Source organism: Kribbella monticola, assembly GCF_003261635.1.
GTDB classification, from domain to species: domain Bacteria; phylum Actinomycetota; class Actinomycetes; order Propionibacteriales; family Kribbellaceae; genus Kribbella; species Kribbella monticola.
This window is the reverse complement of record NZ_QFXK01000029.1, coordinates 355,907-369,127: the sequence shown is the minus strand read 5'-3', so window position 1 is coordinate 369,127 and position 13,221 is coordinate 355,907. Positions and strand designations below refer to the sequence as shown.

General features: G+C 69.2%; 15 protein-coding genes. 9 read left to right on the top strand and 6 right to left on the bottom strand.

Translation table 11 applies throughout. The annotated features are described in order from the left end of the window. Nucleotides 1–8 precede the first annotated feature (8 nt). The 3 genes from DIZ26_RS15535 (at nt 9) to DIZ26_RS15525 (ending at nt 2,322) form a co-directional block, all read left to right on the top strand. A complete protein-coding gene (locus tag DIZ26_RS15535) occupies nt 9–821 on the top strand; it encodes an LLM class flavin-dependent oxidoreductase (protein ID WP_112241782.1) in 813 nt (270 codons plus the stop codon). 144 nt (nt 822–965) lie between these two features. Further along, on the top strand, nt 966–1,373 hold the full coding sequence (locus DIZ26_RS15530) for a cyclic nucleotide-binding domain-containing protein (RefSeq protein ID WP_112241780.1): 408 nt from the start codon (nt 966–968) through the stop codon (nt 1,371–1,373). Continuing rightward, nucleotides 1,354–2,322, top strand: coding sequence for an adenylate/guanylate cyclase domain-containing protein (locus tag DIZ26_RS15525; RefSeq protein WP_232828367.1), 969 nt, complete (start codon nt 1,354–1,356; stop codon nt 2,320–2,322). The genes DIZ26_RS15530 and DIZ26_RS15525 overlap by 20 nt, the downstream gene beginning before the upstream one ends. Here the strand turns inward: DIZ26_RS15525 and DIZ26_RS15520 are convergent. After that, nucleotides 2,319–3,080, bottom strand: coding sequence for a helix-turn-helix domain-containing protein (locus DIZ26_RS15520; RefSeq protein ID WP_112242167.1), 762 nt, complete (start codon nt 3,078–3,080; stop codon nt 2,319–2,321). The two genes, DIZ26_RS15525 and DIZ26_RS15520, sit on opposite strands and share 4 nt — an antisense overlap. 88 nt (nt 3,081–3,168) lie before the next feature. Here DIZ26_RS15520 and DIZ26_RS15515 point away from each other — a divergent pair, with 88 nt between their 5' ends. Continuing rightward, nucleotides 3,169–3,567 (top strand): nuclear transport factor 2 family protein, encoded by a 399-nt coding sequence (locus DIZ26_RS15515; protein ID WP_198676110.1) that lies wholly within the window; start codon nt 3,169–3,171, stop codon nt 3,565–3,567. On the opposite strand, the gene DIZ26_RS15510 is transcribed toward DIZ26_RS15515, so the two are convergent. Then, on the bottom strand, nt 3,556–3,999 hold the full coding sequence (locus DIZ26_RS15510) for a MarR family winged helix-turn-helix transcriptional regulator (RefSeq protein ID WP_112241777.1): 444 nt from the start codon (nt 3,997–3,999) through the stop codon (nt 3,556–3,558). The genes DIZ26_RS15515 and DIZ26_RS15510 overlap by 12 nt on opposite strands. A gap of 53 nt (nt 4,000–4,052) precedes the next feature. Here DIZ26_RS15510 and DIZ26_RS15505 point away from each other — a divergent pair, with 53 nt between their 5' ends. Together DIZ26_RS15505 and DIZ26_RS15500 are read left to right on the top strand one after the other, a co-directional pair. Continuing rightward, entirely contained in the window at nt 4,053–5,075 is a 1,023-nt protein-coding gene (locus DIZ26_RS15505) for a bifunctional NAD(P)H-dependent oxidoreductase/GNAT family N-acetyltransferase (RefSeq protein WP_112241775.1), read from the top strand. 9 nt (nt 5,076–5,084) lie between these two features. Further along, complete coding sequence (locus tag DIZ26_RS15500) at nt 5,085–5,801, top strand: GNAT family N-acetyltransferase (RefSeq protein WP_232828366.1); 717 nt, start codon at nt 5,085–5,087, stop codon at nt 5,799–5,801. A gap of 12 nt (nt 5,802–5,813) precedes the next feature. Here DIZ26_RS15500 and DIZ26_RS15495 read toward each other — a convergent pair whose 3' ends face one another. After that, nucleotides 5,814–7,049 (bottom strand): HAAS signaling domain-containing protein, encoded by a 1,236-nt coding sequence (locus tag DIZ26_RS15495; protein WP_112241772.1) that lies wholly within the window; start codon nt 7,047–7,049, stop codon nt 5,814–5,816. Next, on the bottom strand, nt 7,046–7,372 hold the full coding sequence (locus tag DIZ26_RS15490) for a PadR family transcriptional regulator (protein WP_112242163.1): 327 nt from the start codon (nt 7,370–7,372) through the stop codon (nt 7,046–7,048). Before DIZ26_RS15490 ends, DIZ26_RS15495 begins: the two co-directional genes overlap by 4 nt. A 199-nt stretch (nt 7,373–7,571) precedes the next feature. Here DIZ26_RS15490 and DIZ26_RS15485 point away from each other — a divergent pair, with 199 nt between their 5' ends. Beyond that, nucleotides 7,572–8,492 (top strand): helix-turn-helix domain-containing protein, encoded by a 921-nt coding sequence (locus DIZ26_RS15485; protein WP_112241770.1) that lies wholly within the window; start codon nt 7,572–7,574, stop codon nt 8,490–8,492. A gap of 27 nt (nt 8,493–8,519) precedes the next feature. On the opposite strand, the gene DIZ26_RS15480 is transcribed toward DIZ26_RS15485, so the two are convergent. Beyond that, a complete protein-coding gene (locus DIZ26_RS15480) occupies nt 8,520–10,463 on the bottom strand; it encodes a Xaa-Pro dipeptidyl-peptidase (protein WP_112241768.1) in 1,944 nt (647 codons plus the stop codon). Between the two features lie 148 nt (nt 10,464–10,611). Between DIZ26_RS15480 and DIZ26_RS15475 the strand changes: the two genes are divergently transcribed. Continuing rightward, complete coding sequence (locus tag DIZ26_RS15475; protein ID WP_112241766.1) at nt 10,612–11,625, top strand: LacI family DNA-binding transcriptional regulator; 1,014 nt, start codon at nt 10,612–10,614, stop codon at nt 11,623–11,625. Between the two features lie 15 nt (nt 11,626–11,640). Further along, on the top strand, nt 11,641–12,555 hold the full coding sequence (locus DIZ26_RS15470; protein ID WP_198676109.1) for a 1,4-dihydroxy-2-naphthoyl-CoA synthase: 915 nt from the start codon (nt 11,641–11,643) through the stop codon (nt 12,553–12,555). 24 nt (nt 12,556–12,579) lie between these two features. Here the strand turns inward: DIZ26_RS15470 and upp are convergent, their stop codons facing one another. Continuing rightward, nucleotides 12,580–13,221, bottom strand: coding sequence for a uracil phosphoribosyltransferase (gene upp, locus DIZ26_RS15465; protein ID WP_112241764.1), 642 nt, complete (start codon nt 13,219–13,221; stop codon nt 12,580–12,582).

Here is a 13,221-nt window from a genome sequence, read left to right as displayed (position 1 = left end):
ACGGAAGTATGCGATTCGGAGTGATTTTGCCGGGTGGATCGGCGCGGGAGCAGCTCGAGCAGGCGCTGCTGGCTGAGCAGGCCGGGTGGGACGGGGTGTTCGTATGGGAGGCGGCGTACGGCGTTGATGCGTGGGGGTTGCTGACCGCGATCGGGGTGCGGACGTCGCGGATCCGGCTCGGCACGATGTTGACGCCGTTGCCGTGGCGAAGGCCGTGGAAGGTGGCCAGTCAGGTCGCCACGCTCGATCAGCTCTCCGGTGGGCGGGCGACGTTGGCGGTCGGGCTCGGCGCGACCGAGACCGATCTCCCGCGAACCGGTGAGGAGCTCGATCGGCGGATCCGGGCCGCGATGCTCGACGAGGGCATCGATCTGATCCGCGAGTTGTGGGCGGGACGTTCGCAGTACCACGGCGAGTACTACGACTACTCCTGTCCGCATGACGATCTGGGCGAGGTCGGACGGCCGGTGCAGGAGCGGATCCCGATCTGGGTCGTCGGCGCCTGGCCGCGGCCGAAGTCGATGCGCCGGGTGCTGCGCTGCGACGGGGTGCTGCCCCAGTTCCAGCCGGGCGCCGACACTCCGGAGGAGATGCGCGTACTGCGTACGTGGCTGAGCGAGCACGGCATGGCTCCCGAGTTCGACGTCATCGCAGAGGGAGAAACACCGGCCGACGACCGGGAGGCCGCAGCACAGCAGGTCGCTCCATGGGCCGATGCGGGCGCGACCTGGTGGCTGGAAACCCGCTGGGAGATGCCACACCACTCACCCGAGCGAATGCAGCAGGTCCGGGACCGCATCGAGGCAGGCCCGCCGCGCTGACCGGCTGATCGGTTGCGGCCTTCGCTCGGTCAGGGCGGCGGAATCTGGCGGGTTCGGTGACCTTGGGAGGGATGGGGCGTTAGAGTTACTGACTGGAAACATCGGCTGATCGCCGGGTACGGCCGGCGGGCTCGGAGGATCGACGTGGCACTGGGTAGGACGTCCCCGCGGGACCTGCCGCTGTTCGCGGATCTGTCCGGACGGGAGATCAAGGACATCTTCCGCGCCGGTGAGGAGGTCTCGGTACCGGCCGGCTGGTCGCTGATCCTGGAGCAGACCCCGCCCGACGCGGCGTACCTGATCATCAGCGGTACGGCGGCGGTGCGGGTCAAGGGCCAGGAGATCGCCGAGCTCGGGCCGGGCGACATCGCCGGCGAGGTCGCGGTCCGGCAGAACCGGTTGCGGACGGCAACGGTGACGGCGAAGAGCCGGTTGCAGTTGCTTCACTTCACCCGGGAGAAGTTCGACGACCTGACCAACCGGCTGCCGAACTTCCGCGACGCCATCGATGCGACGATCGCCGAGCGGCGCGGTGACAAACCCAGCTCCTGACTTCCCCGCGCTGCGCTTCGAGCAGGCCTTGCTCGGTGGTGAGCGCAAGTTCACCCGGATCGAGGTGTCGGCGCGGGCCGGGATCTCCAGTGAGCGGGCCGAGAAGATGTGGCACGCGCTCGGGTTCGCGACCGTGCCGGACGACGAGATCGCCTTCACCCACGGAGATGTCGAGGCGCTCCGGCTGGTTGCGGCGCTGGAGGACGACGGCTTCATCGACCCGGCCGTGGAGTCGTCGCTGGCGCGGAAGCTCGGCCAGACCCAGTCCCGATTGGCGTCCTGGCAGTCCGCGATGTTCCTGGAGCTGCTGGCCGGCTCGGAGCTGGGTGCGGACGAGGCGATCGAAGTCGCCTCTTTGTTGCTCCCGGCAATGGAACGGCTGCAGACGTACGTCTGGCGGCGGCATCTGGCGGCCGCGGCGGGCCGGGCGGTGGCCGGCTCCGACGAGCTGGCGCGCGGCGTCCGGGTGGTCGGGTTCGCCGACATCGTCAGCTATACGCGGCTGACCCGGCGGCTGTCCGAGGTGGAGCTCGGGCAGTTGATCGAGCGGTTCGAGGGAATGGCGGCCGACGTGGTCGCGCTCAATGGCGGCCGGGTGATCAAGTCGATCGGTGACGAGGTGCTGTTCGTGACCGATACGCCGGCGCAGGGAGCGGCGGTCGCGCTGGCGTTGCAGGAGCAGGTCGCGGCGGCCGGGGACCTGCCGGAGCTGCGGATCGGCCTGGCCTACGGGAGCATCCTGATCCGCCTCGGCGACGTGTACGGCGAAGTGGTCAACCTCGCGTCCCGGCTGACCTCGGAGGCCAAGCCGGGCCGGGTGCTCGGGGATCGGGAGCTGGCGGCCGCGCTGGACGGCCACCCGGCGTACCGGGTTCGTAAGCTGCGGCGGGTGTCGGTCCGCGGCTACCACCACCTCAGTCCCTACGCCATCCAGCGCGCAGAGAACTAGGCGCTGCGGAAGTAGGCGGCGGTCTCGGGGTCGGCCGGGTAGTAGGACTCGATCGCGACCTCGTCCAGGGTGATGTCCAGCGGTGTGCCGAACGTGGTGATGGTCGAGAACAACCGCAGTTCCCGGCCGTCGAGACCGATGATCATCGGGATCATGATCTCCGACTCGAGCGGATGGCTCGCCTCGTCCGGACCGGCGGCCAGCAGGTCCTCGTAGAGCGTGGTGAGTTCCGGATCGGGGGCCGCGCCGAGCTGGCGCCTGATCCGGGTCCGGAACATCGACCGTACGTCGGCCAGGTTGGCGATCAGTGGTGCGAAGCCGCGCGGGTGCAAGGCCAGCCGGACCAGGTTCATCGGCGGCCGCAGCAGTTCGGGGTCGACGGCGGCGAGGAACGGGTCGACCGCGCGATTGGTCATCACGAGGTTCCACCGCCGGTCGAAAACCACCGCGGGATAGGGCTCGTGGGCTTCGATCACCCGCTGGATCGCCTCGCGGGCGGCGGCCATCGCGTCTCCGTCGAGTGCCCGCTCGGCGTACCGGGGAGCGAAGCCGGCGGCGACCAGGAGCCGGTTGCGATCTCGCAGTGGTACGTCGAGCTGATCCGCGAGCCGGAGGATCATCTCGGCGCTCGGCCTGGACTTCCCGGTCTCGATCAGGCTGACGTGCCGGGCCGAGACGTCGGCGGCGATCGAGAGGTCGAGCTGGCTGAGTTGCCGGCGGTGCCGCCAGTGCCGCAGGAGTTCCCCGATGGTCTGCACGAGCCCGAGCGTACGCACCCGGCCGGGCCGGCCGCGATGAAATCGGAGTTCATCGACAACCTCGTCCCGGGCCGGAAACACTGCTGGCATGACGACCGAGAACCTGACCGCAGACACCAAGACCATCATCCAGCAGGCGCTCGCCGAGCTGCTCAGCTCCGGCAGCACCGAAGGGCTGGAAGCCTTACTGGGCAAGGATTTCGTCCACCACCGGCCGGACCGTACGTCGACCAGATCCGAGTGGCTCGCCTCGATCCGGGCGGCGCTGGTCCCGCTGGCCGATCAGCAGGTCGACGTCCTGCATCTGCTGGCCGAGGGCGACCATGTCGTGATGCACACCCGGCGGCGGCTGCCCGATGGCGGCCCGGAGGTCGTCGTCGTCGACATCCTGCGCTTCGCCGACGGCCTGGTGGTCGAGGCCTGGGAGACCATCGAGCCGGTGGCCGAAGCGGCAGCCCATCTGGCCTGGTGGCAGCTAGTCGGGTAGGTCCGCGATCCGCGTGGCCACTCGCTCCAGGACGGCCAGTTCCTCAGGGCTGAGGTGGTCGATGAACCGTTCGCGGACCGAATCCAGATGTCCGGGAGCCGCCTGCGCGAGGACCTCGAAGCCGGCGTCGGTCAGGTGGTAGATCGAGCCGCGGGCGTCGGCCGGGTCGGGCTCGCGCTCGATCAGCCCGCGGGACTCCATCCGGGCCGCGTGGTGGGACAGCCTGCTGCGTGACCACTGCATCTTTTCCGCGAAGTCCTTCAGTCCCCAGCGCCGGCCCGGCTTCTCCGACAGCGTGCTGAGGACTTCGTAGTCGGCAGTCGACAGGCCGAGCTGGTTCAGGTCCCGGGCCAGCCGCGAGGGCAGCACGGTGATCAGCCGCCGGATCGCCCGCCAGGCCCGCTCTTCATCGGCCGCCAGCCATCGCGTCATGCCGGCGATCCTACTTCTTTGACATGTCAAAGAACAGCGCTACGCTCTTTGACATGTCAAAGAAAATTCTCGTGGTGGTCGCCAGCACCCGACCTGGCCGGCTCGGACCCGCGGTGGCCGACTGGTTCGTCGGCGCCACAGCCGGTACGGCGGCGGAGCTCGGCGTCGAGGTCGAGGTGGCCGACCTGGCCGAGGTCGGGCTGCCGTTCCTGGACGAGCCGGAGCATCCGTCGACCGGGATCTACCTGCACGAGCACACGAAAGCCTGGAGCCGCCTGGTCGGCGGCGCAGACGCGCTGGTGTTCGTCACCAGCGAGTACAACTTCGCGATGCCCGCGACGCTGAAGAACGCCTTCGACTACCTGAGTGAGGAGTGGGCCTGGAAGCCCTGCCTGTTCATCGGGTACGGCAACACCTCGGCCGGCACGCGCGGCGTACAGATGGCTCGTGGTGTCGCGACCTCGCTGCGGATGCTGTCGATCGGCGGAGACATCTTTCTGCGGATCGCCGAGACCTTCAGCGACGGCAAGATGATCGAGACCGAGCGGCTGGCAGCGCGCGCCCAGGAGGCGCTGACCGAGTTGGACCACGTGGCCGACGTACTGCGTCCGCTGTATCGGGCTGATCAGGAGATCGTTCCGGCGGTGTCGGCCGATGCGGCCGAGTTGCTGGTGCTGCAGCGATGCTGCTGGGTCGATGAGGCGCTGGCCAACGACACCCTCGAGCTTGGTGCCCTGCTGGAGTCCGAACACGAAGTACGGGCCGGGTTGCGGGAGTGGACGACCTGGTGTGTCCGGGTCGGCGGGCGGCTCGTCGGCTCGGTGCGGGCGAAGCTCGACGGCGACAGTTGGCACATCGGGCGGCTGATGGTTGCCCCCGACCAGCGGCACAGCGGACTCGGCCGCCGCCTGCTCGCGTACGCCGAGAGCCAGGCGCCCGCAGGCGTCACTGCCATCGCCTTGTTCACCGGAGCTCGCAGCGAGAGGAACATCGCCTTCTACCAGAAGAACGGTTACACGCTCACGTCGGACGGCGAGGCGCCGGCGGGCGCGGTCGGTCTGCGCAAGCCCGTCTAAGCTGGCGCGGTGCGTGAAGTTTCAACAACCGCGGAGCTGGCGCGGATTGCCGACGAGGACCCGATGATCGTTTGGTGTGCACAAGGCCGGCTCGGAGGCCGCGTTCGCGCCTGGTCCGCCGGGGACGCGGTCGCCGTGGCGTCGCCGCAGTTGTCGATGCACGACCGGCTGGCTGTGTACGGGCCGGTGGAAGATCTGGCCGGCCTGGTCGCCCAAGTGCTGAGCGACGACGCCGGTCTGCGGGTGTTCGGGGACGAGGCGCTGATCCGGCAGTTGGCCGATCGGGTGCCAGGGCTCAACTTCGCGGCGGCCTTCGGCTGGATGCACACCACCGTCGCTCCTGCGGAGGTGACGACGGCGACCTGGCTGGACACCGATGCCGGGGTCGAGGAGTTGCTGGCGGAAGCCTCGCCTGACTCGTATGCCTGGCCTGGGCGACCCGGCGTACAGAGGTGGGCCGGGGTGACCTCCGAGACCGGGGAGTTGCTGAGTATCGCGGCCGACGCGTGGAGTGCGCCGGAGATCGGATTCCTGGCCGGGGTTGGGACCAAGCCGTCGGCGCGAGGACGGGGATTGTCCCGGCAGGTGTGCGCGTTCGCCACGGCTGAGCTGGTCAAACGGCACGGACAGGCCGGCCTGATGGTCCACGGCTACAACGCAGCGGCGATCTCGCTCTACGAGAAGCTGGGCTACAAGTACCGCGGAGTTGCTGCGGCGCATCTGTAGCCCAGCTGCGTCCTACCTGGTCGGCGGGACCGTCAATGTTGCGCCGGGCTTGGGGGTCGCCGACGGCTTCGCGGAAGGATGGGGAGTCGGCGTCACCGAGTTGGCCGGCGTCGGCGAAGGCGTTGTCGGCGTGGCCGGAGCCGGCGGCGGGACGAACGGCGCCTTGTCGGTGTCCTTGCAGATCGCGACGCCGTCGGCGTCGACGGTCGGGTTGGGATCGTCCTGCACGGTGACGAGCGGGAAGTAGTTGCTCAGCTCGTTCTGCGGCGGGTTGCCGCTCTGCATCGCGCAGTCCTGCCGTTCCAGGTTGATCGGCTGGCCGTCCTGGTTGTAGAGCCGGACGTGCACCGGCCGGCCCTGCTCGTCGAACGGGTAGATGTTCGAGACCGATACGCCGTCCAGGAGGAGCCCGCTGGGTGGGTTGTAGCTGCTGGAACTGCTGCCGCGGGAGGCGGTGTAGTTGTTGAAGATGCCGCTCGGTCCACCGACGAAGCTGGCGGCGAGCCAGGCCGGCACGATGATGGCGGCGACGAGGTTCAGCGGTACGACGTACCAGAGCCAGCGGGCGTCCTGCTGGGTACGGCGGCCGATCCAGATCGACACGGCCGCGCCGGCCAGGGCGCCGACGACGGTCACGGCGTTCGCGCCGAAGACGGCGAAGAACGAGGCACCACCGACCGCGCCGCGGGCCACCCACCAGACCGGCTGGCCGATGGTGACCAGTTCGCGGCGGACGTTCGGCGGGATCTGGTCGATGGACTCGCGGATGGCCGCGGCCGTACTGGCGCCTCGCGGTGTGTCCAGGACGATCCGCGGCGACTGGCCGCGCAGCGCTTTGACGCCGAGGTGAGCGCTGACGACCAGGGCGGTGAGCCCGACCAGGCCGAAGAACGCGCTGACGTCGCGACCGCGGCCGAGCAATGCGATCACCAGGAAGAACGGGCCCACCGTGCTGGCTATCAGTCCCCAGCGCAGCGCCAAGCCGGCCGCCTTGTTGTCGGCCGGGACACGCCTCGGCGGCGGGTAGCCGGCCGCCCTGCGCAGCTCGTCGGCGTACTGGCTTGGAGTGCCGAGGCGCTCCTGCAGGCCGGTCGCGGTGGGCGCCTGCCCCAACTCGGCGGCGACCTCCGTGAGGTGTCCGGCGACGTCGTCGAGGACTTCCTCGAGCTCGCCCGGCGGCAGATCGCTCAGCTCGGCCCGGACCTGGGCCAGATAGGTCGCGACCGCTCCGGTCAGGGTGCTGTTCACGCCGCCTCCTCTTGGAGCAGCACCGACATGGTGTCGGCGAAGTGGTTCCAGGTCTTGGTCGACTGGGCGAGCAGATCGAGCCCGGTCTTGTTCAGCCCGTAGTACTTGCGGTGCGGGCCTTCCTCGCTGGGTTGCACGTACGACGTCAGGGCGCCGGCCGCGAACAGCCGGCGCAGCGTGCCATAGACCGAGGCGTCCGCGACGTCCTCGAGCCCGGCCGCGCGCAGACGGCGCAGTACGTCGTAGCCGTAGCCGTCGGTGTCGCGCAGGACGGCCAGTACGGCGAGGTCCAGGACGCCTTTGAGCAACTGGCTGGTGTCCATCGCCATCACCCCCTCGGAAGTCGGTGGTGCACCGCAAGGTCCGGACCCCTCAGACCGGGCCTCGCGGTGCTCTGCCGAGCACACTACTACACATCATGGAGTACTACGCCATCCTGTTTGAATCCGGCCTGCGCCGGCGCCGGCGGAAAGAGCGAAATCGATCAAGTCGGGCCGCCGGATCGGCGGGCACAGTAGAGCCATGAACTCCACGGACGTGTTCGCCGGCTTCGTGACCGCGGTCGCCGACAGCCTCGACCAGCCCGAGACGACAGGCCGCGACCTGGCTCGCCAGGTGTATCTGTCGCGCTCGCACTTCGATCGGGTGGTCGCGGCGGTGGCGGGTGAGTCGCCGTCGGCCTTCCGGCGCCGGGTGCTGCTCGAGCGGGCGGCGTACCGGTTGCTCGCGGAGGACTCCGGCGTACTCGATCTCGCGATCGACGCGGGTTACGGGTCGCACGAGGCCTTCACGCGAGCCTTCAGTCGGGCGTACGGGATGCCGCCGCGGGAATGGCGGCGGGAGCCGTCGCGGCGGTTCTTCCTGGCGGCACCGAGTGGGGTTCATTTCCAGCCACCGGCAGGTTTGCGCCTGCCCGCGACGAAAGAGGCGAGAGGGATGGATGTACTGGTCCGGATGGTCGAGCACCACGTGTGGCTCACCGGCGAGATGATCGAACGCGGCGACCGATTATCGGCTGGTCAACTGGACCAGCCGATCGAGCTATCGGTGGAGGGGATCGACGACGACGTGTCGATCCGCTACCTGCTGGACCGCCTGGTCTGGCAGGAGGAGATGTGGCTGGCCTCGGTCGAGGACCGGCCGTTCCAGGTACCGGAGTGCGGCCGGGAGGTGATCACCCCGATCGCCGAACTGCGTACCAGGCATGCCGACGCCGGATCGCGATTCGTTGCCCTGGTCAACCGGTTGAACGAGGAAGGCCGTTTCGACGAGACCTTCGTCGACACGACCTGCGAACCGCCGCGGGTCTTCACGTACGGCGGCATGGTCGCGCACGTGCTCACGTTCGCCGCCCACCGCCGCTCATTGCTCGTCGGCGCGTTCTGCTCGGCGGGCATCACCGACCTCGGCTTCGGCGACCCCATGCACTTCGTCGCCGGCTAGGTCGCGATCAGCCGGCTGGGTTCGCGGTCAGCCGAGGTGGTCGTGCAGGTCGGGGCGCTGGGTCGGGTTGGTGATCTTGACCTTGATCGGTGCGACCGCGGTCGGAGCGGCTACGTGGCCGGCCGTCACCGGGAGGTTGAGTCTGCTGCCGGCCAGGTCGATGTCGATGCTGGCGCCGGTGTCGTTCGGGGTGGTCCATTCGGTGTCGCTCAAGGTCACCGCGAGGCCGAGGACCCGGCCCTTCGGGATCACCTCGTCCTGCGCGCGCAGCGGCACCGTGACGGTGGTCCAGCGGCCGGGGGTGAGCGGCTTCGGATTGCTCAGCGAACTGCTGTGCGCGGCGTCGATCCAGCCCCGGCTGACGATGCCGAAGTCGCTCTCCTCGGTCTGCTTCTCGACCGTGAAGTAGCAGGCGTCGTCGAAGGGGGTGCTCTCGCCCTCGCAGGTCTCGGTGTTCGTCCGCCGGATGCCGGCGTACCGCTGGGCCTGGCCGTACTCGATCAGCCGGGCGGTGACGGGGGTGGTGGCGGAGTCCGACCTGATCCGCAGGGTGACCGTCGGCGTCCCGGAGACCCGGATCGCGACCGGCAGCGGCGCGGACAGGAACATCTGCCGGCCGGCGATCACGTCCGATGGGGTGGCCACGATGGTGTCCTCGGTCAGCGTCGGGTCGTCGGTGACCGTGACAGTTCCCTTGCCTACGGCCCCTAGTTTCCCGTCGGCCATCGGCACCGGAACGGGCTTCGTCACGGCCGGCCAGGTCGGGTACTGCCGCCAGACGTTCGGGGCCGCCTCGACGGTCGCCATCGGCTCGCGCATCACGTTGTTCTGCAGGCCTTGCAGCCAGTAGTCGAACCACTTGTGCAACTCGTCGACCCACTCGGTACGGCGGAACTCGAACGGGTCGACGTGGTCTTCCAGGCCGAGCCAGATCTTGCGCGGCACCTTGTTCTGTCCGAGCGCCGTCCACCACTGGGCGAAGTGGTTGGTCTGCACGTTGTAGTCGCTCAGGCCGTGCGTCATGAACACGGACGCCTTTACCTTGCGGGCGTCCTTGACGTAGTCCCGCTCGGCCCAGAAGGCGGTGTAGTTGCCGGTCTCGTCGTCGTCCTGCTCGCCGAGATCCGCGCGGACCGCGTCGCAGGCCGGGGTGTCGTGGCCGACGTAGCCACCGAGCCAGGGCATGTAGTCGATCGAGTACGGCACGCCGCCGGAGCGGGAGTAGTCGTACCACGAGGAGATGGCCGAGATCGGCACGATGGTCTTCAGGCCCCGCACGCCGGTCGCGGCGACGCCGTTCGCGAGCGTTCCGTCGTACGACTTGCCGATCATGCCGACGTTGCCGTTGGTCCAGTCGGCTGTGACCGGGCTGCCGTCGAGGGTGTGTGCGGTGTTGCGTCCGTTCAGCCAGTCGATGACCGCGACGACCGAGGCGATCTCGTCCTTGCCGCCGACATCGCCGCAGCCGCTCGAACGGCTGGTGCCGACCACGTCCACGCCGACCATCGCGTAGCCGCGCGGAACGAAGTAGTTGTCGTAGTACAACGGCATCTTCTGGATGACGCCGTTCTCGTCGTAGGTCTTCTTCTCGCCCTCGTTGCCGCGTCCACAGCAGGAGTAGTACGGCGAGGCGTCCATGATGACGGGGATCCGTACGCCGGCGGCCTGCGTCTCGCGCGGCCGCACGATGTCGACGGCGATCTTGTCGGTCTGCCCGTCGGAGTCGGTGTCCAGGTCGGTGTCGACGTACACGGACTCGCGGATCGCGCCGGCGTAGTCGTAGACCGGCTGGGTACTGTGCGTGCGGGCGTCGACGTGCGCGGGGACACCGGCCACGGCCGGTGCGCTCGCGGGGACCGGTTCGCCGGGCGCGTCGGGCATCCTGGCGGCGTGGGCCGGACCGGCGAACGCTCCCAGGCAGAGCACAGCGGACGAGACCAGGATCGCGACCCTGGCTTGGACGGTCGTCATGGCTGGGAAGGCTAGTCATTCCGGCGGCGCAAAGCCAGGTCCCGGCGATTTTCGCAGCCAGTTCACAGCTACGAAGGGTGATCATGGCCCAGTGTCCGATAGTGTGACCGCCACCCAGGGGGTGACTGGTACGGAAGGTGGGTAACCAGTGAATCTGCGAGCACCGGTGACATTGCTGGATGTGGCCCAGCGTGCGGGAGTGTCGGTCGCGACTGCTTCCCGCGTGCTCAACGGCGGGGACCGCGTACCGCGCCCGGAGCTGCAGGAACGCGTCCGGGACGCCGCGGCCGCGCTCGGTTACACGCCGAACGCGCAGGCGCAGGCGCTGGCCAAGTCGTCGACGAACGTGGTCGGCATCCTGGTCCACGACATCGAGGACCCGTACTTCGCGGCGATCGCGAACGGCGTGATGCGGGCCGCCGACGAACGCGGCCTGCTGGTGATGATGGCCAGCACGTTCCGTGACGCCGACCGTGAGATTGCTTACCTGTCGTCGCTGCGGGCGCAGCGGGCCAGGGCTGCGGTGATGATCGGCAGCCGCCGCACCGATGCCGAGGCACTGGCCCGGACCGAGCACGAGATCGAGAACTTCCTCGGCTCCGGTGCGGGGCTGGCACTGGTCAGCCAGGCCGGGATGCCGGCGCACACGATCGAGCCCGACAACCGCGCGGGTGCGGCCGAGCTGGCCCGCTCGCTGGTCGGCCTCGGGTTGCGCAAGTTCGGCGTACTGGCTGGGCCCGAGACGCTGGCGACGGCGGTCGACCGGCGGGACGGCTTCGTCGCCGGGCTGGCCGAATCCGGGCTGCAGCCGGTCGCAGTACAGGCTGGCGATTTCACTCGCGACGGTGGACATGCGGCTGCCGAGGAACTGCTGGATCAGAAGCTCGACCTGGACTGTCTGTTCGCGGTGAACGACGTGATGGCGGTCGGCGCGATGTCGGCGTTGCGGGCGCGCGGGGTGGACGTGCCGGGCGAGCTGGCCGTGGCCGGATTCGACGACATCGCCACGCTGCGGGATGTCTGGCCCGGGCTGACCACTGTGCGGTTGCCGCTGGAGCAGATGGGACGCCGCGCGCTGGAGCTGGCCGTCGAAGGCGGCGAGCCGAAGACGGAGACGTTCCGGGCCGAGGTCGTCCTGCGCGAGAGCACCGCCCGGGGCTGAAATAGGCTCGCTCCTGTGAGCGAGCCCGTGCAGGTTTCCGAAATCTTCGACCCGTCGGCCTGGAAGCAGGTGGACGGCTTCGAGCTGACCGACATCACCTACCACCGTGCGGTCGACGCGGGCGTGGTGCGGATCGCCTTCAACCGGCCCGAGGTGCGCAACGCGTTCCGGCCGCAGACGGTCGACGAGCTGTACCGCGTGCTTGACCACGCCCGAATGTCCACCGACGTCGGCTGCGTGCTGCTGACGGGCAACGGGCCGTCGCCGCGTGACGGGGGCTGGGCGTTCTGTTCCGGCGGCGATCAGCGGATCCGGGGCAAGGACGGGTACAAGTACGCCGAGGGCACCACGGCGGACACGATCGATCCGGCGAAGGCGGGGCGGCTGCACATTCTCGAGGTGCAGCGGCTGATCCGCTTCATGTCGAAGGTGGTCATCTGTGTCGTGCCGGGGTGGGCCGCGGGTGGTGGGCACAGTCTGCATGTGGTGGCGGATCTGACGCTGGCCTCGGCCGAGCATGCGCGGTTCAAGCAGACCGACGCGGACGTTGCCTCGTTCGACGGCGGTTTCGGGTCGGCGTACCTGGCGCGGCAGGTCGGGCAGAAGTTCGCGCGGGAGATCTTCTTCCTGGGTGAGGAGTACTCGGCCGAGGACGCCTACCGGATGGGCATGGTGAACCGGGTCGTGCCACACGCGGAGCTGGAGGCGGTCGCGCTCGACTGGGGCCGGAAGATCTGCGCGAAGTCGCCGACGGCCCAGCGGATGCTGAAGTACTCGTTCAACCTGATCGACGACGGCCTGGTCGGCCAGCAGATCTTCGCGGGCGAAGCGACCCGGCTCGCCTACGGCACCGACGAGGCCGCCGAGGGCCGCGACTCGTTCCTGGAGAAGCGCCCGGCCGACTGGTCGCCGTACCCGTACGCCTTCTGACGCCGGTTCATCGAGCAGTACGGGCTACTGGGCGACGCCGTACAGGCGGTCGCCGGCGTCGCCGAGGCCGGGGACGATGTAGCCCTTCTCGTTCAGGTGCGAGTCCATGCCCGCGATCACGAGGTTGACCGGGACGTGCAGGTCGGCCAGTTCGGCCTCGATCCGCTCGACGCCCTCGGGGGCCGCGAGCAGGCAGATCGCGGTGATGTGGTCGGCGCCGCGGTCGACCAGGAACCGGATCGCGGCGGCCAGCGTGCCACCGGTGGCGAGCATCGGGTCGAGCACGTAGCACTGCCGGCCGGACAGATCCTCGGGCAGCCGCTCGGCGTACGTCGAGGCGGCCAGGGTCTCCTCGTTGCGAATCATTCCGAGGAAACCGACCTCGGCCGTCGGCAGCAGCCGGGACATCCCGTCGAGCATGCCGAGGCCCGCTCGCAGGATCGGTACGACGAGCGGCTTCGGCGCGGTCAGCTTGATGCCCTCGGCAGTGGCGACCGGGGTACGCACGGTGATCGGGCCGGTCCGCACGTCCCGGGTGGCCTCGTAGGCGAGCAGCGTGACGAGTTCCTCGGTGAGCCGCCGGAAGGTCGGCGAATCCGTCCGCTCGTCCCGCAGAGTGGTGAGCTTGTGGGCGACGAGCGGATGGTCCACGACGAGGATCTGCAT

What these genes read in the sequence shown, in the direction of transcription:
- DIZ26_RS15535 (WP_112241782.1), top strand. Translation starts at nt 9, where the DNA reads ATGCGATTCGGAGTGATTTTGCCGGGTGGATCGGCGCGGGAGCAGCTC.
- DIZ26_RS15515 (WP_198676110.1), top strand. Translation starts at nt 3,169, where the DNA reads ATGACGACCGAGAACCTGACCGCAGACACCAAGACCATCATCCAGCAG.
- DIZ26_RS15510 (WP_112241777.1), bottom strand. Translation starts at nt 3,999, where the DNA reads ATGACGCGATGGCTGGCGGCCGATGAAGAGCGGGCCTGGCGGGCGATC.
- DIZ26_RS15505 (WP_112241775.1), top strand. Translation starts at nt 4,053, where the DNA reads ATGTCAAAGAAAATTCTCGTGGTGGTCGCCAGCACCCGACCTGGCCGG.
- DIZ26_RS15490 (WP_112242163.1), bottom strand. Translation starts at nt 7,372, where the DNA reads ATGGACACCAGCCAGTTGCTCAAAGGCGTCCTGGACCTCGCCGTACTG.
- DIZ26_RS15485 (WP_112241770.1), top strand. Translation starts at nt 7,572, where the DNA reads ATGAACTCCACGGACGTGTTCGCCGGCTTCGTGACCGCGGTCGCCGAC.
- DIZ26_RS15480 (WP_112241768.1), bottom strand. Translation starts at nt 10,463, where the DNA reads ATGACGACCGTCCAAGCCAGGGTCGCGATCCTGGTCTCGTCCGCTGTG.
- upp (WP_112241764.1), bottom strand. Translation starts at nt 13,221, where the DNA reads ATGCAGATCCTCGTCGTGGACCATCCGCTCGTCGCCCACAAGCTCACC.